Here is a 20,793-nt window from a genome sequence, read left to right on the forward strand (position 1 = left end):
TGATAACGTAAAAAACACACAAAGGTTCGTGTTTATTTTACAATTTCTATTTATTTTTCAAATCTACCCAAAAATTATTTTAGATTTTACATTCGAAATTAGCTTTTTTAGAGATTTTTTAGCAATTTTAGTAGTCTGAATTTTTTAACCTTCCACTAAAAACAATCCTAATCAGATGAATACCAAAGAACAAAAGAACAAAAAAAATAAGGCAAATAATTGGACACTGTTTTTGGATAGAGATGGTGTTCTAAATCGTAAATTAGAAGATGATTATGTCAAAAACTTAGAAGAATTTGATATTCTCAAACATGCAAAAGAAGCCTTAGAAATTCTGACTCAACATTTCGAAACTATTGTAGTTGTAACCAATCAACAAGGAATTGGAAAGCAACTAATGAGTGAAAAAGATTTGGAACTTATTCATAGTTATTTGTTGGAAAAATTACCACAGATTGATAAAGTTTATTTTTGTCCAGACCTTTCTAAAACCAACTCTCCACGTCGAAAACCAGCTATTGGAATGGCTATTGATGCAAAAGAAGATTTTTGTAAGATAAGTTTTAAGCGTTCTGTTATTGTTGGAGATAGCATTTCTGATATGCAGTTTGGTAGAAATGCAGGAATGAAAACGTGTTTTATCAATGAAAAAAATAGCTTTGAGCGTGTAAAAAATAAAGCTTTGATTGATTTTGAAACTACTTCACTCATTGAAGCTGTTCCCTATTTGATTCATCTTACAAAATAAAACACGTTTTTTTGAAAAACTTCTATTTCAAGAGGTAATCATAACCAAAATAAAGAGGATAATTCCTAACAAAAACCCTCCACTCACTCCAAAAAGAATGAACTTAATATAAAAACTATTTCGCTCATCTCTTCTGATTAATTCTTTTTCGAATTCTTCATCATTCATATCCAAATTATTCATGATAGCATTTTTTAGTTGGTTTAATTCAAACACTAAAGTATTTGGTACATTTGACTCACTCTAAAGAGTAAGCTACAAATATGCTACATTTTAAAAGTGTTGTGAATAGATTTAGTTTTATTTTTCTTTAAAATCTGAATACGAATAGTTTCTTGATTCTTTTTCAATATAATCCAAAACCCAACCAATATCCTCATTGCTCAAATGATGATGATTTGGCATCATTTGTCCATATTCTCTATAAAGGCGAGCTGCATATTCATTGCCTCCTGTAATAGTTTTTTCAGGATATTTAATAAAATTGATAGTAGCAGCACGACTTCCCCAACGAGATTCTGAACCTTTCAAAGCAGGTCCTACTACTTTTTTATGAATAGCGTGGCATTGCTTACAATCATTTTCAAAAATCTGTTTTCCTCTTACTAAATCCATTGCTTGACAACATTCTTTGTAATCATCTAAAACAGGTTTGCTTTTGTAATGATTTTCTAAGGCTTGTTCAAATTTTTTGGCTGAAAAATCTTTGCGTGTAATAATTGGATTCCTATTGAAAGGAATAGCTGTAAGTATAGGATTAGAAATTGTTTGTACAGTTCTTATTTCTTGTTCAAATTCTTTCATTCTGTCAGCTACTTTTTTATCTGTTATTTCTACTACTTTTATGGTTTCTCTGATTTTACTTTTGATAGCTAAATCAATTTCTCCTGTGTAAAGCTGTTTGTTTTTTTCTGTAACTGCTTTCAAAATTATATCTACTCCTTTTGGTAGATAAATGACATTTTCATTGCCTTGTTTTCCATAAAAATGACCTTTTTCGTTTCGGCTTAAATCAATAATGGTTTTTTCATTTGGAAAAATTAAAAATACTCTTCCTGCTTCTTTGAGTTCTAAACCTTTCACTTTTACCTCAAAAGCTACTGGAATTTGATTTTCAAGTTTCATCAACATATCAATATTTGTCCAACCCAGTCTATTCAAATCAAAAGAATAATTCAAACGCTCTGAAAAACGTTTTTCATTTTCTAGTTTGTCGACTACTTCAGTTTGTAATTCTTCTCTTTTTTTATCCCACTTGTCAAAGTCTTTTTCAAATTTTGACCAAGCCTTTTCTTTATTCTTAAAAAGTTTGTCAATGTGTTTTTGCAAAGCTCGGTTTACTTTGCCTTTTGGTTTTACTTTAGTTGCTTTTTCGGCTGCAAATTCCTCAAAGATATAAGCTCTACATTTTTTGTTTTTGGTAAGATATTCGGCTGCTAATTTATCTGATTCCCATAAATTTTTATCTAAATTTTTGAGATAAATTGCTATCAAATCATTTCCACAACATTCATTCATCACTTTCAAACGTTTTTCAAATTCGTAAGTAGAAATAAAAGTTCCCTGAAACTTCTTGTCTGAAAGTCCTTCTAAAATGTATTTTGAAATGCCACAAATAGTGGGTTTACCTTTTTCTTCGTCATCTTGCACAAAACGAAAAATACTTTCAGATTGATTTTTTTGATTAGGATTTTTTTTATTCTGTTCTAAAAAGCTACTAGAATTTTCTTCATTTATATCAATAACACGAATACTGTCACCTAAATAATAGGTTTCTAATGTTCTAATTTTATCAGCAGGAATAATAATAGTTCGCTTTCCATCTTTCTCAAAACTACCTTCATTCTTAGGAAAAAAATCAAGTCTGTCTAATGGAATTTCTGTAAGCCAGTTTTCTAATTCTTTTTCTTTTTTCCATTGAACAGGCGCATCTTCGCTTACTTGTATTCCTTCATAAACCGACATATCGCCAATCTTTTTTTGCGTTGGAATTTCGGCATGAATCGGTTTTGAGATATTTATCTTTCCTTTTTTATCCGATTTGGCTGTAAACTCAAACATTCCACCACTTTGCAAAATTTGTCCGTGTTGCGTTTGTGTAGTGAGTTTGTTTTCTAGCATGTCAGAAAGGGATAGAGCTTCTTTGAGATTGAGCGTAAGGTTTCCCTTCAACGGCTTTCCGTTTTCATCTGTAAAAGTCCCTGCTTCAATGGCGAGCAAAGTTCCAGATTTTCCGAAAATGACTGTATCTTGTTCTGTATCAATGACAAATTCCTGTGGAGGAGGCGAATCAAAAAGATGTGGAAAGTTATAAGCCAGTTCTTCGGCTGACATATTTGCAATCCTGTTATTTTGAGTATTTTCCAAATCTGAACAGGAAGTAAAGCAAAACACAAAGACAACAATAAAAACAGAAAGTAATTTTTTCATGGCTTGAAAGTAAGTTGATAATATAAAATCTACCTTCAAAATACATTTTTTATTGAAAAGTAACTTATTTCTCTAAAACAAAAATGCCGTCTGAATCATCAATCTATCATTTGATTTTATTTGATTATTAGCTAAATTTTGTTTCAAAGGTGTATGATAATTTATACCCAACATAAAACGTCCTGTATAAATTTGTGTTCCCACAACAGCATTAAATAAATTTCCACCTGTATCAAAAACAGTTTTATCTTCTCTTATATCTTGTTGGCTATGTTCATAATATGTTCCTAAAGTGGGCATAAAACCAAATTTTCCTATTTGTTTGACATAAAAAAGAGTTGCATTGCTACTTACACGATTTCCAAAACGATAATCTTCGCTGTTTTCTGTATTGATTTTATAAGAAATATCAGCCGTCAGACCAGCTTTTTTGTAGCGAATTGTATATTGAGAAGTCAAAAGAAAATCGGTACTTCCTGTTCCAAGCTGAAAATTTGCATTAGCAACCTGTAAAACATCTTCTTCGCTATAATCTGATTTTCCAGTTGGTAGTTTTACTCCACCTCCTACAAAAAAACTATGTTCAAATTTTTGTGAAATTGTGTCATTTGTCGTATTCCAAATTTCATATTGAGCAAGTACAGAAGCATCAGCCATTCCACTAATCGATTTTGTTATTTTATTCTCGTCTTGAAAATTCCATTGATAAGGCAAAAAAGCTAAAATTTGTAATTTTGGATGGGGATAAAATCTAGCCCAAATTTCGGCAGTATAAAAACGCTCTTGTGTTTCGAAGAGTGAAGAGTAATTGCTATTTCCTCCTAGGTGAGAATCAAAAGAAGCACTACGATAACGCAAACCAACAAAGTTTTTTTGAAATTGTGGCATTACTCCCAAATAATAGCTTCCAGCTCCACAACCACACAAATCACAGGCTTTTGAAGGAATAGAAAGGAATAAAAAGGAAGTTGTAAAAAGTAAAAAAGCGATTAAATTTTTCATAGTTATAGCTTAGTAAAAATCCTCAACGACGGTCTTGACCTCGTTGACGGTTGGTAAAAATTAAAATTCAGATAAAATAGGGTTATTCAAAAAATCTTCATCAGTAAGTGTTTTTAAGAAGGCAATAATGGCTTCTTTTTCTTCTTGATTAAGTTCAATTTTGAGTTTTGCTTTCAGACTTTCATCTAAAGTTTCAGAATCTTGTATGCCATCTGTATAATGGTCTAAAACGGCTTCCAAATTTCTAAATCTTCCGTCGTGCATATACGGACGAGTAACTTCTACATTTCTCAAACTAGGAACTTTAAACTTGAATTTGTCTTCCTCATTTTGTGTAATTCGGTGTCTTCCAGTATCATTTGGATTTCCGACTTTCAAACCATTATTTCTATAACTTTGGTCTGTGAAAAGTGTCGTAGAATGGCAGTTTGAGCAATTTTGTTCGAATAATTCTAATCCTTCTAATTCTTGTGTTGTTAATTTATTTTCTTGTGTACTTTCATTTCTGACATGTTTATCGTAACGAGAATTAGCTGAAATACACATGAGTTGAAACTGTGATAAAGCCTTCAAAAAACGGTCAGTTGTAATTTCTTTTGTACCGAAAGCCTTTTCAAAAAGCAATGGATAGTCTGTTTTTGGAGATTGTAAACCTTCTGTATCTCTTAGTTTTTGTAAGACATTGGGCAGCGTTTCGCCCATTTCGTTGTCGGCTTCTATGGGAGCAATAGCAAACAAGTCTAAATGAAAAACTCCTCCATCCCAAAAGAAATTTTTAGACCAAGCTAGATTTTGAATAGGCAATGAATTTCTAAGAGTCAGTTGATCATCAATTCCATGACTTAGGTCGTGTCCATGTTGTGTAAATCCTGATGTTTGAGCATGGCACGAACCACAACTTATATTTCCATCTCTTGACAACATTCCTGTATAAAATAATTTTCTACCGAGTTCGAAACCTTCAACAGTTACAGGATTTTCTTTTAAATCATAAACAGGTGTTGGAAAATTAGAAGGAGTTTTAAATTCAATTTTTTCTTTGGGATTTGGATCCTCCTTTTGACAAGAGAAAAATAGAATTGAAATAGTGAAAACAAGAAGAGTTTTATATAAAAAATACTTTTTCATAATTGGTTGAGTGTATTTAAACCTATAAGATTTTGAAAACCTTATAGGTTTGAAGTTAAAATTTACTAGTGTCCGTCATTATGAACATGATGATATTCAAATGCTTTCATATAGTTTTCAGAAACTTTCAATGAAAAAGGATTTACCATTACTACAGGATATTCTTTTAAACTAACTTGTGTAGTTCCTTCAAGAGTTTTCAAAATATCTACTACAAGATGAATTGAAGGCATAGTTTCTTCTCTTGCTTGTGCTACATCAGTTCCTAAAGAAAGTGTAACTGTTCTAATATTATTAAGAGTTGAATTATGTCCAAAACCTCCAATGTGGTAATAGAACTTTCCATTAGGATTGTTTTCAGTTGGTTCAATAGCTGTTGATGTTCCTTCCATTTTGAAGAAGATATAACCTGAGTTCCAAGACCAATACATTTCTTTTCCTGCACCTTCTACGCCTATGTCCAAAACTCCTGTGCGCTCTGAAGGGTCTTTGGTATTACGAAGACTATCTACACCAACTGTAAAAGTAACTTCATTATAGTTTCCTTCTGGAATATTAGAAAGTTGTATTTTTTGTGTAGCTGCATCATGTTCTTTTATCAAAAAGTATGATTCTTCTTGTGGAACTACATATTCACTTCCACTTTCAGACTTCAAAACAATATTGCTGATATAATACTGTAACATATCTACTTTAAAAGTTTCGCCTGCTGCATTGGTGTAGTTTTCTCCTAAAGTAAAATCATCTTGACCAGCAACATTATCGAATTTGATTTCGACCATTCCTTTTTTGTTTGGATCAATCTCTGGATCTGTGTCAGAGTCTTTTTTACAAGAAGATAAAGCAGTAGAAAAGGCTATAAAAAAAGCTAAAAAGGCAATTTTTGAGAAATTAAAATTAGTATTCATTTTTGTTGTTTTTGTATATAAAATAATAAATAAAAGAGAATAGATTAGAGGGCGATTTTGGAACAAAAATTTTGTCAAAATCGATAAAATAATTTGCTATTGATAAAGACAACAGCAAGTGTCATTAAAGAAATAGAATTGAGAAATAATGGAAATTAGATTGCCATATAGTTTAACTCTGATTGATAATTTTAATTAGAATTAAATTTTGACAAACAAAATATCGAAATTTGTAGGTCAAAGGCTTGCCTTTGAGATTTCAGATTGTATATTTAAACATATACAATACAGTTAAAGGCAAGCCTTTAAACTACAAAATTCACAAAATAAAAAAGTGAAGTTTTAAATGACTGGAGGACGGAAAATTCCGTATACATTCGAAGTAGAAACAAAACCCTGATAAAATCCATTTGGGATAGGATTTTCAAATACAATTAATTGATTATCAAGAGTAAATAAACTGATTTTTTCTATAAAAAGAAGGTCTAATGTGTATTTTATAGACGAAACAGGAGCATTATCTTGTTGATTTTCGGCTTCTGCAAGTTGTTTTTTGAGCTGACACGAACCTGCACAGCGAAGACCAAATTGTTCTGCAAATTTGTTTGCTCGTTTGAGCTCTGCTAATTTTTCTAACTTTTTATCTTCTTGTTCTTTATTCTCACACAGATTTTGAGCAATATACTCTCTGTTCATTTCGAAAGACAAAACAATCCAAAGTTTTTGGAAAGGTTGTATTAAGATAATGACTATCATGAGAGTGGAGAATATGGAAAGAATTTTTGTCAAGAAAATAGATTGACTTTGTGAGTAAAATTTGAGCAAGGAGCAAAAGATAGACTCTTTTTATTTTTCACAAAGGTAATACAAAAAGAATATAAAAACAAAAGAAAGTTTTATCAAATGTAGCACACTCTTTAGAGTGTGATTTGTATTGAATCTACTCACACTCTAAAGAGTAAGCTACACTTTTCTAATATACAAACTCGCCTATGAATTTCTCGCCTTTGAGTTTTTGATTATCAATGATTACAAAATCTTGAAAAATCTGTAAGAAATCTTTGGTTACTTTTCCTTTATAAAAATCTTGATATTGAGAAAAATCTATAAATTTCCCGAAAACACGAATTTTGACTTTATCTCCATTCATTTCTTTTATTTCCCAATTTCCATCAGCCAAAATTTCGCTTTTTGAGTTTTCTTCTTCAGAGTTTTCAGTTTTGTACATCACAAAAGTTCCATCCGAACGCAAAATAAAAGATTTATCGATTTGATAATAATCATCTTCTTGGTAATTCACTCTTCTATCTAATACCTTTTCTAAAGGCGTATTTTTAGCTTTTTCTTTTAGTTCTGTGATTTGATTTTCGGTTTCTTTTGTTTGAATTATAACTGAACGTATATTATTTTTGAAAAGTATCTCACTTACAACTAGGTCTTTGTATTTTGTTCCTTCATAAACTTCTTTTACTTCTAAAACAAAATTACTTCCTTCAATATCTTCATCCAAAACGGCATATTGAGTTTTCATATCATCTTCTAATTCAAATTCTTTCATATTATTTTCTGTACCAAAACTAAATTTCTTGATTCGTGCATTAGCTTTATAATGTTCTTCTGAACGCTGATAACCATTCCAAATTCTGATAGAAGATATTTTTTGAGGCGTATCAAAATTAAAATTAAGTGTTGACCCTACCCCAGAATTTACATCTCCTTCTGCCCATGCAATATCTGTTCTTGCATCAAACAAATGCGTAGTGTTATAGGCAAAAGTAGGCTCTAAGGTAGAAGAAGCTGTTATTTTTCCATTTACAAGAATATTAGGGTAAAAAAGGATATTTAATGTTTTCTTAGTAGGAAATTGATAACCTATAATCTTTATGTCTTTAATTCCGACACTTTTGTTTTTATCAAAAGTAGTAGTTTGTGCCACTTGATTTTCTAGTTTTTTGATTGTCATATCAGATGTTTTGGTAATTCTTATATAGACAGCATCTGCATATTCTTTAATTAGCATTGGTTTTGTAGCATCAAATTCGCCTTTCTTTTTTCCGTTTATATAAATGGTTACAGTTTCTATTTGTGCTAAGTTTTCTCCCTCTGGTTGTTCTATTTTTAAGGTTTGAATATAAAGGTTATAGACATTAAACATAATTCCTTCATCAGGTGCTGCTCCTAACATCGTTTGCCAACTTGTAGAAGGGTCGTTATCAAAAATATTATATACATTATACTTCTGCTGTGTAATTTTTGTAGAAGTCGCATAAAAACTGTTTATAATTACTGTAGTATCTCGCATTGAGTTATCGTCAGTAACTTTAGTTTCTACTAGTTCAATATTTCCAGTAGATTCTGTACTGTCTTTCTTTTCATTATTACAGGAAAAAAGGCTAAAACTAAAAGCCAAAAATAGAACTAAAAGTATTTTGAAATGAGTTCGTGAGTAGATTTTCATACGTGTTAGGTAGATAAAGTTGGAAATAAATTTTGTATTTGAAAAATAATTAAATATTTGATAAATCTGTCTGATACCTTTTAACTTCCTAGCACAAAATATTATTGATTCAATTTATACATAATATCACTTCTCAAAACATATTTTTTGCCTTCCAAAACTTCGCTTCCTTCGTGGTAGAGTTTGTGTAAAAAAATAATTGCCATTCCTTCTTGGGGAATAATTCTGTGCTTTAAAAAGGTAGTTTCTCCTCCTTGGTAGCCATCATTTAGGTAAATCATAAAGGTAAAATAACTCGCTTCAGATTCATTTCTGATAAAATTTCCGTCTTGGTGTCCTTTAAATTTATGTCCTTTTTCGTATTTATAAAATCTAAAAAGTTCGTTTACTCCAACTACTTCACTATTTCCAATTTTAGGAACAAATAAATGCTTTCCTCTTTCAAAAATTAAATCAGCTAATTCTTGATTATTATAAAAAACTCGTTCGTTATTTCTAATTTCTGAAACCACTTTTCCTGTATCTAATTTTGCAGCTTCATAACCTAATTTTTCACTCAACTCAATATACTTTTTGCATTCTTGAGGAGTAAAGAAGTTCTCTATTATGATGATTCTATTTTCTATTAGATGAATTGCTTTCATAAACTTGGCTGTTCAAATTTTACATAATTTAGTAGAAAGTAAACAAGATAAATCAATACTTTCAAATTATTCCAATAAAAGAATAAAAAAAATGTTATTTTAGCAGAACTTTCCTATTACTAAAAACAGTTTCTCAAAAAATAATTGTGCAAAACGAGTTATGGCAGACACAAATAACAATAAATCTCCTATCGCACCTATACAAATTCGCAAACAATCTTTCAAACAAGTTACTTTTGGAGGTTATCGCAAAGAAGATGTAAGTGAGTATCTTTCTGATGTTGCTGAAAATATGAGTTCAGTATCTCATCGCAACGAAGAACTGGAAAGACAAGTAGGTTATTTGCATACTGAACTTGCCAAACTTAAAGAAATTGAGCGCACACTTTTAGAATCGCTCTCACAAGCTCAGGAAGCAAGCCGTTTGAACTGGGAACAAGCTCAAAAAAGAGCTGATTTATTGATTTTAGAAGGGAAAATGCAAGCCGACGCACTTCTACAAAATGCCAAATCAAATGCAAAAAGTATTCTTTTAAGTACGCAACAACTTGCCGACCAAACGCTTACAGAAATGAAACGAGAGATAAAGCTCTTGAATTATGCCTACGAATATAGCGCACAGCAAAAGGCACAGATGATGCAAGAGTTACAAAGTTTTATGGAAACAGCTCTTTCAAAAATCGAACGTTTGTCTAAATTGGATGTTGAGCATACTTCTGAACAGGCTTTAGAACGTGCTGAAAGAATGCACCAACATCACAGTCAGATTATTAGAGAACAATTAAAGCAGCTTGAAGGAGGAAATTATCAAGAATTATATAGTCAAAGTGATTCTGCTTATTCAGATTATTCTTCGTCTACAAGTTATGACAAAGAAACTCCTCGCAAGGTTGTCCCAGAAATTCGCCAAGAAGTAAAATATGAAGCAGAGCAAAAAACAAGAGAAGAACAAGAAAAAATAAAGCAAGATTTAAAACAAGCTCAATTACAACAAGAAAAAATTAGAAGAGAAATAGAACAACAAGACCAGCAAGAAAGACAAGAATTTGTTCAAAGAATAAGACAACAAGAGCAAGAAGAAAAACAAAAAGTAGAGCAGCAAAAACAACAAGAAAAAACAGAATCAACATCTCAATCTTCTACTAGCCCTAGTTCTAGAGGAGTTATTTTTGATTTGAGTGATTTATAAAATGTATGACAGACTTCCTAGTCTGTCGAAATGAAATTATTTTTCACACAGACTAGGAAGTCTGTGATACTTTAATAGTCTATGAATCCATTTGCAAAATTTTGGTTAGGTGTTCGTTTGTATGGTAAGGCATTGGCTTTTACTCGTAAGCATAACTTATGGAAATATTATTTTTTACCTGCACTTTTGAATGTGATTGTTTTTGTTTCGGTTGGAATTGTAGGATATTTTTTTGCAGGCAGTACAGTAGAATGGTTAGAAGGACTTTTTAGATTAGATAATCCTGTAACTTGGTGGCAAACAACGCTTTCTTATATTGTTGCATTTCTTGTTTATATAATAGTATTTCTGATTTATTTCAAATCATACAAATACTTGATGTTGATTTTGCTTTCACCAGCTCTTTCGATTGTGGCTGCAAAGGTTCAAGAAATTTTACATCCAGAGCGACCAAACGAAGACTTTCATTTCCCTCAATTTCTACACGACCTTAAACGTGGTCTTATAATCAATCTTACCAATCTAGCCATTGAGTTAGCTATTACGATTCCTCTTATTTTGATAGGACTTTTTTTCTCTCCTGCTTCTCCATTTACTACCGTTCTGATTATTTTGGTAGAATCTTATTTTGTAGGTTTTGGAATGATAGATTTGAGAAATGAGTTTATGAAATTGGGTGTTCAAGAAAGTAGAGCAACTGTCAAAAAACATCGTCCTTTTGCAGTTGGAGTAGGTATAACTATGTATTTTATGATTTTGATTCCTTTGTTAGGAATTTTGTTTGCTCCTATTTGGGCTTGTGTTTCGGCAGGTTTGGGAATTTATGAATTAGAAGAAGAACAAATATAGTTTTTTTAAAAAAGCTCCTTTAAAGCTATTTTAGGCTATTTTCCTAATGTTAGGAAAAATGACAAAATGAAAAATGCAAGATACAAAACGACTTTCTAGGCTGACAGCAATTTTACTTCAATTACAAACCAAACGAGTTTCGAATGCCTCAGAATTAGCAGAAAAATTTTCAGTCAGTAAAAGAACCATTTATAGAGATATAAAAGCCTTAGAACAAGCTGGTGTTCCTATTTGCACAGAAGAAGGAAAAGGTTATTCGTTAGTAGAAGGTTATACAATTCCTCCTGTTATGTTTACAGAAAGTGAAGCAAATGCACTTATTACAGCACAACGATTAATTTTGCAAAATAAAGACTCTTCTTTCATCAAAGAATATACAGAAGCTATAAATAAGGTAAAATCAGTCTTGAAAAATCATACAAAAGACAAAGCTAATTTACTTTCTGATAGAATTCAGTTTCGTTATAACCTTGAAAATGACAAAACAAGCAATTATTTATCTACTCTACAACTTGCCATAACAAATAATTTCCTTTGTGAAATTGAATATTCCACTTTAGAAACAGACAAAGTAACACAGCGAAAAATCGAACCTTTTGCTTTATACAGCACACAAGAAAACTGGTTATTGATTGCTTTTTGTAGATTAAGAAATGAATTTAGAGCTTTCAGATTAGATAAAATTCAAAAATTAGAAGTTCTGAATCAAAGCTTTGACTCTCATGACATGACACTTCAAGAGTATTTTGAAGAATGTAAAAGAAAATATTTAGAATCTTTGCTAAGCCCTGATAAGCCCTTGACATAAGGCTGTCACTTGCTCCTACTAAATTTGTATTCAATCAAATCAAAATTATTTACCTTTTAATTTAAGTAAAATGAATACACAAAAAATCGAAGAATTAAATATCATTGGCATTTCTGTCCGTACAACCAATGAAAATGAGCAAGCAGCAAAAGATATTCCTGCACTTTGGGAAAAATTTATGTCAGAATCTATTACAGAAAAAATTCCTAATAAAATTTCAAATGAAGTTTATTGTATTTATACTGAATATGAATCTGACCATACAAAACCATATACAACCATTTTGGGCTGTAAAGTCAAAAGTTTAGAAGAAGTACCTACTGGAATGATTGGAAAAACAATTGAAAAAACAGAATATGAAAAATTTACTGCTAAAGGAAACCTTCAACAAGACATTGTTTATAACAAATGGTTAGAGATTTGGAATAAGGACTTGAACAGAAAATTTACAAGTGACTTTGAAATCTATGGAGAAAAAGCAATGAATCCTAAAGATGCAGAAGTAGATATTTTTATTGCTGTTGAAAATTGATTTTTACACAAAAATATATTTTTAAAGCTGTTTTAGGCTATTTTCTTAGCATTAGGAAAAATGAATATTATAAGTACAACAAATTTCCCAGTCTGCGTATTTCAAACAGACTAGGAAGTCTGTTATACAAATGAAAAGTGCCTTTAAAGCTGTTTCAGGCTATTTTCCTGCCGTCAGGAAAAATGAAGGAAGAAAGTAAAGCATAAGCATAACTGGTTCAAGCGTCGACGCTTGAACCAGTTTATTTATTTTTAATTAAAAATCTAATAAATCTAAGTGATAACGTTTGATAATTTTCTTCAAAATTTCGCCATAAATTGGAGAAGTTGCATAGCCTACGCCTCCATATTTTGTAGAACCAATTTTGTCTGCCCAATCTTCATAATTTTTTCCTTTCGTAAATAAAGGAGAATAACGTTTGTTGGTGCTAAGAAAAACAGAGTGTGAACGAAATGAATGCCAAGGCGAATTGTATTCTGCAAAATGGTCTTTCACAATACACTTATAAAGAGTCTTTCCATTTTTCACTACTCGTTTAGAACTTACAATTATACTTTTATTGGCTTGCATTTCTAAAGCTGTATAATATTCTGTTGTTGTGGTCAGACTGCTCTTTTGAGCTTTGTCCTTTATGCCAAAATAATTATTATCTACAATTCGCTGCCCATAAGCTGTTTCTAATGCAGATTGAGCCAATTTTATCGATGCAGGAACATGAAATTTTGCTTGTTCCATGAGCGATGTTTCAATTTTATTCAAATCTGTATTATCTGTAAAATAATTGTAGACATGTTTCTGAGCATTTACATTATTCAAAACCAAATCAATAAAAAGCTGCGTAATTTCTTTATTCAAGTTTAATAATTCATCATCAGGCAATTTATCCAAACGAGAGGCTTTATTTTCTATCAAGTATTTAGTAATTAAAAGCTGCTTTTGCACCAAAAAATTATCTCTTTGTTCTTGGTGTGTCTGTGGTGTTTCGTTTTGTGATTCTTCTAAATGTGTCATGATATACGAAAGAACATCATTGATTGGCTGTGATGCTGGCATAGAAGTAGGAATTACACTACTTTTATTTGGCATCTGTACAAGCATATTATCAATTTGTGTCGTGTTGCTGTTCTGTGGAATCCACCATTGAAGTCCGATAATCATTACTAAAATTGCAATGATTACCATCAGCCAACGGTCTGTAATTTCTATTTTGAAATCAACTGTTTTTTTCCAGTACGGAATTTCAAAAAAGACAGGCTGTGAAAGAAGTTTCTTTCCTTCGTTTAGAGTTTGGAATGCGTCGTCGAGTATTATTAGTTGCTTCATCATGGTATTTATTTATTGGATAAAGTTTTTAAATTTATCCGAGGTAATAAGTAGAAATAGGTCAATAAAAACAGAATTATTTGTTTGATAGAATAGTAATTTTTGTTAGTGTAATTATGCTCAACTGCTAACAAAAGGAAGACAATTTTGAAAAGGATTTTCACAAAGACTCTTCAAAATTTTTAAATTTCTATAAAATAGAATGTAAAAACTAATAATATTAGCAATTTTGAAATAAAACTCTTCTTTTTGATAAATAATTCCCAAAAAGATAACAGATTGACAATAATAATTTCTAACTTGCCAAATGTTTAGTAAAAGAAGAAGAAAAATATAACTTTTTTATTTTTCTCTCTAATAAATCAAACGTTTTTTGCTTTAATTGCTAATATTATAAGCAAATATACAAGTTGATTCGATAAACACCAAACTTTTTGCTAAAAATTTTATCAAAATATTTTTTTATTTTTTTACACCTCACATAGTTTATGTTCTTCTCTTCTAACTTACGACATCTTCGTCGTGTACATAATTTAACTCAAGAAGCCTTAGCAAACCACTTAGGAGTGTCTTTAAAGAAGATTGGCTCATACGAAGAGGAAAGAGCAACTCCAAAATTAGAGCCTTTATTAGAAATTGCTAATTTTTTTAGTGTTACATTGGAGCAGTTTATTAATCAAGATTTATCGATAGAATCTGAAAGTAAAAATGCCCCTGAATTACCAGAATTGAAAAAATATGCAGCAGCCGAGAGATTACGTGTTTTGAGTATTACACAAGACAGAAATGAAAATGAATATATTGAACTTGTTCGTTCGGATTCGGAAGAAGATTATATAAAAGGATATTCAGATATTGATTTTGTAGCAGGTTTGCCAAAGTGCCAATTGCCAGCTTTACCTCTCAATCATACCTATAGAGCCTTTGAAATTTCGGATTCACTTTTAGCTGCGCCAACAAATAGCATTGTAGTAGGTGCTTTTGTGGCTGATTGGAATGAATTAAAAGATAATGAACCGTGTATTATTGTTTCTGAAAATACAGGAATTATTTTTCGAAAAATCAAAAATCAGATTACTCAAAATGATACACTTCTTTTAGAAGATACAAACGGACAGTTTTCCTCTTATTCTGTTTTGGTAGAAGATATTGAAGAAATTTGGCGTTTTGCTGCGTTTATAAGTCTAGATTTTCCAGAAGTTCCGACACAAGTAAATCAATTACGACAAACGCTACAAACACTACAAAGTGCTTTAGAAATTTTGGAAAGTAATAAAAAAGAAGGGTCAACTAATTAATTTATGTTTCTTAACTATTTGGAATGGCTAATATGTTTGCCTCTATTTGCTTGCTATCTTTATAAAGGAGTTCGCCTCCAATTTCATTTACTCCAAAGAGAGTATAATTTAACTCCTCAAAAAATTGATAAAAATCAGCATAACTTTTCCCTCCTCTTTCTTTAGCGTAATGATTATCATATTCGAATACAATAGAAGGACGAAAACGATTAATACTTTCTTTTAAACCTACCAAAACTTGATATTCGAATCCTTCTACATCTATTTTTATAAAATCAAGTCTTTCAATCTTCATTTCCTTCAATAAATCATCTCCCTTTCTGACCTCTATTTCTGTATTTCCATTTTCAGAAAGCGATGCTGTACCTTGGTTTTCATCTTCTGGGTTAATATTCATAGTAGAACTTCCTGAAAAATCAGAAAGTGCATAAGGTAAAACTTCTATTTGAGTTGCTCTATTCAAGGCGACATTTTTTTCTAAACGTTCTCTTAGATGAGTTACAGGTTCGAAGGCAATTACTTTTCCTCTGTGTGTCGTTTTTTGCGCCATTCTCAAACTCTGAATGCCAATATTTGCACCAATATCCAAACATATATTTTCTTCTTTTACCTGACTTTGGATAAGACGAGCTAATTCCGTTTCATATTCTGCCATCGAAAAAACAGACCATTCTACATAACTTTTTGTATCAATATGAAGTAGGATATTTTCGTTTTGCATCCACGAAATTCCTTCAAAAGAGAGGGCATTTTTTTTATTTTGTCTGGACATATAACGAGCCAAACGGTATTTGCCAGATAAAGACCAACCTCTTGAAATGATAATTCGTATTTTTTCCCAACGTGTCATTTTGTAATGCTTTATGAATGTTTGAAGAGTAGAGCTAAAAAACAAGTATTTCTATATTTTATCAAAAGTAATACATAATTATTGAAATTAATAGCTGCAAAAAAATGAAGTTGATTTCATTTTACAGATAACGAAGATTCAATAATAGGTAAGAATTTCATAAAAAGTCTAAACTTCAATTTTAATTTTGTCGTATATAACCTTTATATGACAAATACACATCGTTTAGAAAAAGAATTGCATTCAGAGTTTTTAAAACAAGGAAGAATAGACCCCATTACAGGCGAACAAATTGAAGAAGGACATACAATTGTTATTTGTGCAGCTTGTAAATCAGCTTTTTTTATAGAAAGTTGGGAATATCTGGGAAAAGAACATTGCAATCAAGCTGAAACACTTGCTGAAATTCCCAAACCTAAAAACCTCTTTTTAGAAGCCAAACCATTAGAATATTTACCTTTTTTGTTTAGAAAAGGAGTTTATTTTGCAAAAACTGGTTCAGAGGGAACTTTAGAAATGTTTAAATTATTAGTATATACTTCCTCCTCATTAGTAGGATTAGGAATTTTTACAGTACTTATTGGATATTTTATATCTGAAATATTAGCTGCATTTGTTTGTCTTGGATTAGTAATTTTGATTGCAACTAAAATGAATGAAAAACAAGAAGAAGCAAAGTATGGAATCTCCTCTAATCCTAAAAAAGATATTTATATAGCAATAGATTCAAAGAATCAATCTTTACAAATAAAGCAAAACAAAAAACGACAATCTTTACCTTTTAAAAAAACTAGGCAAATAGAATATTCTTTAGTTTATATGCAACCTAATTATATTCTTACTCTAGAAATTACTCCTATTTCTATGAGAGAAAATAAAATAAAATATCATACCAGTATCAATAACGATGAGATAATAAAATGGAGCAACTTTTTAGAAGAACTACCTTACAATTTGAAAGTATTACAGATTACAAACTAAAGAATAATTTAACCACTAAATCAAAAAAATGAACTACCCACATCGTTTAGAAAAAGAATTGCATTCAGAGTTTTTAAAACAAGGAAGAATAGACCCAATCACAGGAGAGCTAATAGAAGAAGGACATACAATTGTTATTTGTGCAGCTTGTAAATCAGCTTTTTTTATAGAAAGTTGGGAATATTTGGGAGAAATACATTGTAATCAAGCCGAAACACTTACTGATATTCCCAAACCTAAAAAGTTATTTTTAGAAGCCAAGCCATTGGAGTATTTGCCTTTTTTATTTAAGAAAGGAAATCAAGATTTCGATAATACTATTCATTCTCTTTCAGAAAATGCCATTACAGGAATACTAGTATTAATTTTTATGACTCTATTAACTTTTCTTGCAATTCTTGTTGGTAGCCTAACAAGTCCTTTAGTAGCTCTTATGTTTGTTATTGGGCTAATAGGAGCAACAGCTTATTATCTTAATAAAAAAAAATCTACAACATTTTTGAATAGAAAAATTAATCCAAATAGAGCTACTCATATTGCTCTTGACATGAAAAAACAAGGAATAACTATAAAGAAAAAAACAGATAAAAGAACTTTTAATTTTGATGATATAAAAGAGATTAATTACTTCATAGAATATGTTGCTCATACAGGAAGAGGCGATTATAATATGTGTGCTTTGTCTCTGCAATTTGTTTCATTCAAAAACAAAACAAAAAATAGAACTAAGACAACTACCTACTATACACTTTTAGATGTAAATGAAATACCCTATTGGAGTGAGTTTTTAGAACAATTACCTTATAGTTTGAAAGTATTGAATATTAAGTAACTTTTTTAATTTCTGATAAACTCAACTTATGAAACGATTATTTTATCTCATATCAGCTCTACTTTTCTGTCTTGGAATTGTGTTTTATAAACAAACTCCTACTTACAATCCCTTTGATGATGTATTTGATATTGATACAAATCAACTTTCAGAATGTGATACGATGATTGGAAGTTGTGGAGATATTTATTTTAAGATAAAAAACAACAAACGTCTAAAATTTTACTATGCACTATCTTGGGAAGACATGAATAATGTAGTTGCAAAGGGTTTTGTTTATGCAGAAGATACTATTCTTATTACACAAAAATATAATTATTATAACATCCCAGATTCTATAAAAAATCTACCTATTGATATAAACGAATTTAATAAAGCCCTAAATGAATTTGATTATTGCTTTTTGAATAGAAATAGAGAAGAATATAATGATGAAATTACTATTATTCATAAGACAAATCTTGACACAGTTACAATGTCATTAGGTTGGCACGAATTAGAAAATGATTCTACAAAACTTGTTCGTACAATTAGATATTTTAAAAGTAAACCAAGAATTATTCGTAATGCTAATGGAGGTTTCATAGATTAAAACAAAAAACTTAATTCTATGATTCTAGTTAGCAATTATTTAAACTTAAAATTAATTTTGCTCAAAATGAAATTACTTCATATCCCTTTACTTTTTCTTCTTCTACTATTTTCTACCTTATCTTTTGCTCAAAAAACTGATTCTTACTCAGAATACGACCCGAAAATTTATGAAATTATAAAAAATATTTCTACTAAAAATGTAGAAAAAGATGTTAAGAAATTAGCTGAATTTGGCACTCGTCATACACTTTCAGATACCGTTTCAGAAACTCGTGGAATTGGCGCAGCTAGAAGGTGGATAAAAGCAGAATTTGATAAAATTTCGGCAGAGTGCAATGGCTGTTTAGAAGTTTCATATCAAAGAAATTTACTTAAAAAAGGAGCAAACGAACGTATTGTAAATGATGTTTGGATTGTAAATGTAGTGGCTGTTTTGAGAGGAACAGAAAACCCGAATAGTTATGCAATTATGTCTGGCGATATTGATTCTCGTGCTTCTGATGTAACTAATTACACCATTGATGCACCAGGGGCAAATGATAATGCCACAGGAATTGCAGGTATTTTGGAAGCTGCTAGAGTTTTATCAAAGTACCATGTAGAAGGAAAATCTAAATTCAAAAATAGTATTGCTTTTGCTGCTCTTTCAGGTGAAGAACAAGGACTTTTTGGAGGACAATTTATGGCAAAACAAGCCAAAAAAGACGGTTGGGATATTATTGGAGTAATAAACAATGATATGATTGGAAATATTGAAGGTGTTGATGGAGTAATAGATAACCGTAGTTTTCGTATTTTTTCAGAACCAACTCCTACCACAGAAACTGAACAGGAAAGAAACCGAAGACGTTATTATGGAGGAGAAATAGATGGTATTTCCCGTCAGCTTGCTCGTTATATTCATTCAACAACACAAAAATATATGCCTGAAATGAATCCGACAATGATTTATCGTTTGGATAGATTTGGAAGAGGAGGACATCACAGACCTTTTAATGATGAAGGTTTTGCAGGTGTTCGCATAATGGAAAGTCACGAAAATTACAATCGTCAGCATCAAGATATTAGAGAAGAAGATGGAATAAAATATGGCGATGTTGTGGAAGGAGTAAATTTTGATTATTTGGCAAAGCTAACTTCTGTCAATGCAATTGTACTTGCAAACTTAGGTTGGTCACCATTAGCACCCCAAAATGTGAAAATTGGTGGTGCAGTTCAGCCTTCTACTACACTTTCTTGGGAAAAAACAAAACAAGAAAAATCTACTATTATTGGCTATAAAATTTATTGGAGAGAAACAACAGCTCCTCAATGGCAATATGCTCGTTTTGTACCAAAAGAATTTTTTAAGGAAAATACGACAGAACAAATTATCTTTGTACTAGAAAATATTGTTATTGATAATTATCTTTTTGGAGTAGCTACTGTTGATGAAAATGGACACGAAAGTATCGTAAGTTTTCCAAGAGAAGTAATTCGATAAAAATTACGGATTAAAGGCTACAATACTGTACCTTACTTTTTTTTGATTTGAAATTCAAGTTGCAGCATAATATTAATATATTTTTGTCTGAATATTACAAATTATATTACGTTGCTCTGCAACTTTAAAATTAAAAATATGTCAAAAATCTACAAATAGAACGTTGCTCTGCAACTAAAAAGCACTTTTAAAAAAAGTAGGGTACAGTAAGGCTACGAAATACAGATAATAATCAAAAAATATTTAATTCAAATTTAACTGGCTACTGGTAACTGAACAAACTGATTACTGATTACTATGCCGTTGTTGGTGTCCTCACCAACGACATAAAATTAAAAAAATGGATATAGAAGACTACAACGACGCAGAATTAGACACTAAATATTTAGGCAAACTAACAACAAACTTTATCAAAATTGCAGATAATTTGAAAGAAGCAGCCTATCAAATCAAAAAAAGAGGTTTTTCAAACTATCCTGTTTTTCCAATTTGTAAAGCAAAGCAGCCTATAGGACAAGTTTTGTTTTCAAAAAATGAAATGCCTGAATTAGAATGGGACTATTACGCTTCTTTTTTAGAAGAGTTTGAACAAAGAAATGTTTTAGACAAAGAGGGAAGCGACCGTTTTAAGGCTGCTTACAAAAATCCTGATGAGTTTTGCTGCCTTTTTGTGATTGATGAAGGTTTTACAAGATTTGTATTTGTTCCTTATCCAGATGAGGAATAAAGAGGAATA

21 protein-coding genes are annotated in these 20,793 nt (G+C 30.7%); 11 read left to right on the top strand and 10 right to left on the bottom strand.

Features of this window, described 5'->3' with window-relative positions:
* Positions 1-175: 175 nt before the first annotated feature.
* Positions 176-748, top strand: a complete 573-nt coding sequence (locus V9L05_RS10335) for an HAD-IIIA family hydrolase (RefSeq protein WP_338793322.1) — start codon at positions 176-178, stop codon at positions 746-748.
* A 27-nt stretch (positions 749-775) separates the two neighbouring features.
* Here V9L05_RS10335 and V9L05_RS10340 read toward each other — a convergent pair whose 3' ends face one another.
* The 8 genes from V9L05_RS10340 to V9L05_RS10375 form a co-directional block, all read right to left on the bottom strand.
* Positions 776-931, bottom strand: coding sequence for a hypothetical protein (locus V9L05_RS10340; RefSeq protein ID WP_338793321.1), 156 nt, complete (start codon positions 929-931; stop codon positions 776-778).
* A gap of 117 nt (positions 932-1,048) precedes the next feature.
* A complete protein-coding gene (locus tag V9L05_RS10345) occupies positions 1,049-3,178 on the bottom strand; it encodes a cytochrome c (protein WP_338811794.1) in 2,130 nt (709 codons plus the stop codon).
* 72 nt (positions 3,179-3,250) lie between these two features.
* Positions 3,251-4,180, bottom strand: a complete 930-nt coding sequence (locus V9L05_RS10350) for a hypothetical protein (RefSeq protein WP_338811796.1) — start codon at positions 4,178-4,180, stop codon at positions 3,251-3,253.
* A 60-nt stretch (positions 4,181-4,240) separates the two neighbouring features.
* The gene (locus tag V9L05_RS10355) at positions 4,241-5,308 is read right to left on the bottom strand and encodes a cytochrome c peroxidase (protein ID WP_338811798.1); all 1,068 of its coding nucleotides are present in this window, start codon (positions 5,306-5,308) and stop codon (positions 4,241-4,243) included.
* 65 nt (positions 5,309-5,373) lie between these two features.
* Complete coding sequence (locus tag V9L05_RS10360; RefSeq protein ID WP_338811800.1) at positions 5,374-6,216, bottom strand: MbnP family protein; 843 nt, start codon at positions 6,214-6,216, stop codon at positions 5,374-5,376.
* Between the two features lie 342 nt (positions 6,217-6,558).
* Complete coding sequence (locus tag V9L05_RS10365) at positions 6,559-6,972, bottom strand: hypothetical protein (protein WP_338811802.1); 414 nt, start codon at positions 6,970-6,972, stop codon at positions 6,559-6,561.
* A 217-nt stretch (positions 6,973-7,189) separates the two neighbouring features.
* Complete coding sequence (locus V9L05_RS10370) at positions 7,190-8,674, bottom strand: hypothetical protein (RefSeq protein WP_338811804.1); 1,485 nt, start codon at positions 8,672-8,674, stop codon at positions 7,190-7,192.
* Between the two features lie 101 nt (positions 8,675-8,775).
* A complete protein-coding gene (locus V9L05_RS10375) occupies positions 8,776-9,318 on the bottom strand; it encodes a 2OG-Fe(II) oxygenase (protein ID WP_338811806.1) in 543 nt (180 codons plus the stop codon).
* Positions 9,319-9,478: 160 nt separating this feature from the next.
* Between V9L05_RS10375 and V9L05_RS10380 the strand changes: the two genes are divergently transcribed.
* The 4 genes from V9L05_RS10380 (at position 9,479) to V9L05_RS10395 (ending at position 12,696) form a co-directional block, all read left to right on the top strand.
* Positions 9,479-10,507 carry a DivIVA domain-containing protein gene (locus V9L05_RS10380; protein WP_338793313.1) on the top strand — a complete coding sequence of 343 codons (1,029 nt, stop codon included), beginning with the start codon at positions 9,479-9,481 and terminating at the stop codon, positions 10,505-10,507.
* An 81-nt stretch (positions 10,508-10,588) separates the two neighbouring features.
* Positions 10,589-11,356, top strand: coding sequence for an EI24 domain-containing protein (locus V9L05_RS10385; RefSeq protein WP_338793312.1), 768 nt, complete (start codon positions 10,589-10,591; stop codon positions 11,354-11,356).
* A gap of 73 nt (positions 11,357-11,429) precedes the next feature.
* Positions 11,430-12,164, top strand: coding sequence for a YafY family protein (locus V9L05_RS10390; protein WP_338811809.1), 735 nt, complete (start codon positions 11,430-11,432; stop codon positions 12,162-12,164).
* Between the two features lie 70 nt (positions 12,165-12,234).
* Entirely contained in the window at positions 12,235-12,696 is a 462-nt protein-coding gene (locus V9L05_RS10395; RefSeq protein WP_338811811.1) for a GyrI-like domain-containing protein, read from the top strand.
* 255 nt (positions 12,697-12,951) lie between these two features.
* Here the strand turns inward: V9L05_RS10395 and V9L05_RS10400 are convergent, their stop codons facing one another.
* The gene (locus tag V9L05_RS10400; RefSeq protein ID WP_338793309.1) at positions 12,952-14,019 is read right to left on the bottom strand and encodes a glucosaminidase domain-containing protein; all 1,068 of its coding nucleotides are present in this window, start codon (positions 14,017-14,019) and stop codon (positions 12,952-12,954) included.
* 488 nt (positions 14,020-14,507) lie between these two features.
* On the opposite strand from V9L05_RS10400, the gene V9L05_RS10405 reads away from it, so the two are divergent.
* Complete coding sequence (locus tag V9L05_RS10405) at positions 14,508-15,317, top strand: helix-turn-helix transcriptional regulator (RefSeq protein WP_338811814.1); 810 nt, start codon at positions 14,508-14,510, stop codon at positions 15,315-15,317.
* Between the two features lie 10 nt (positions 15,318-15,327).
* On the opposite strand, the gene V9L05_RS10410 is transcribed toward V9L05_RS10405, so the two are convergent.
* The gene (locus V9L05_RS10410) at positions 15,328-16,167 is read right to left on the bottom strand and encodes an FkbM family methyltransferase (RefSeq protein WP_338811816.1); all 840 of its coding nucleotides are present in this window, start codon (positions 16,165-16,167) and stop codon (positions 15,328-15,330) included.
* Between the two features lie 207 nt (positions 16,168-16,374).
* Here V9L05_RS10410 and V9L05_RS10415 point away from each other — a divergent pair, with 207 nt between their 5' ends.
* The 5 genes from V9L05_RS10415 to V9L05_RS10435 all read left to right on the top strand — a co-directional run bounded on the left by V9L05_RS10415 (position 16,375) and on the right by V9L05_RS10435 (position 20,784).
* Complete coding sequence (locus V9L05_RS10415; protein WP_338811818.1) at positions 16,375-17,148, top strand: hypothetical protein; 774 nt, start codon at positions 16,375-16,377, stop codon at positions 17,146-17,148.
* Positions 17,149-17,176: 28 nt separating this feature from the next.
* On the top strand, positions 17,177-17,980 hold the full coding sequence (locus V9L05_RS10420) for a hypothetical protein (RefSeq protein WP_338811821.1): 804 nt from the start codon (positions 17,177-17,179) through the stop codon (positions 17,978-17,980).
* 28 nt (positions 17,981-18,008) lie between these two features.
* Entirely contained in the window at positions 18,009-18,572 is a 564-nt protein-coding gene (locus V9L05_RS10425; RefSeq protein ID WP_338811822.1) for a hypothetical protein, read from the top strand.
* A gap of 66 nt (positions 18,573-18,638) precedes the next feature.
* On the top strand, positions 18,639-20,057 hold the full coding sequence (locus V9L05_RS10430; protein ID WP_338811824.1) for a M28 family metallopeptidase: 1,419 nt from the start codon (positions 18,639-18,641) through the stop codon (positions 20,055-20,057).
* Between the two features lie 340 nt (positions 20,058-20,397).
* Positions 20,398-20,784 carry a hypothetical protein gene (locus V9L05_RS10435; RefSeq protein ID WP_338811826.1) on the top strand — a complete coding sequence of 129 codons (387 nt, stop codon included), beginning with the start codon at positions 20,398-20,400 and terminating at the stop codon, positions 20,782-20,784.
* The last annotated feature ends 9 nt before the right edge of the window (positions 20,785-20,793 follow it).

It is taken from the genome of Bernardetia sp. Wsw4-3y2 (assembly GCF_037126295.1).
Taxonomy (GTDB): domain Bacteria; phylum Bacteroidota; class Bacteroidia; order Cytophagales; family Bernardetiaceae; genus Bernardetia.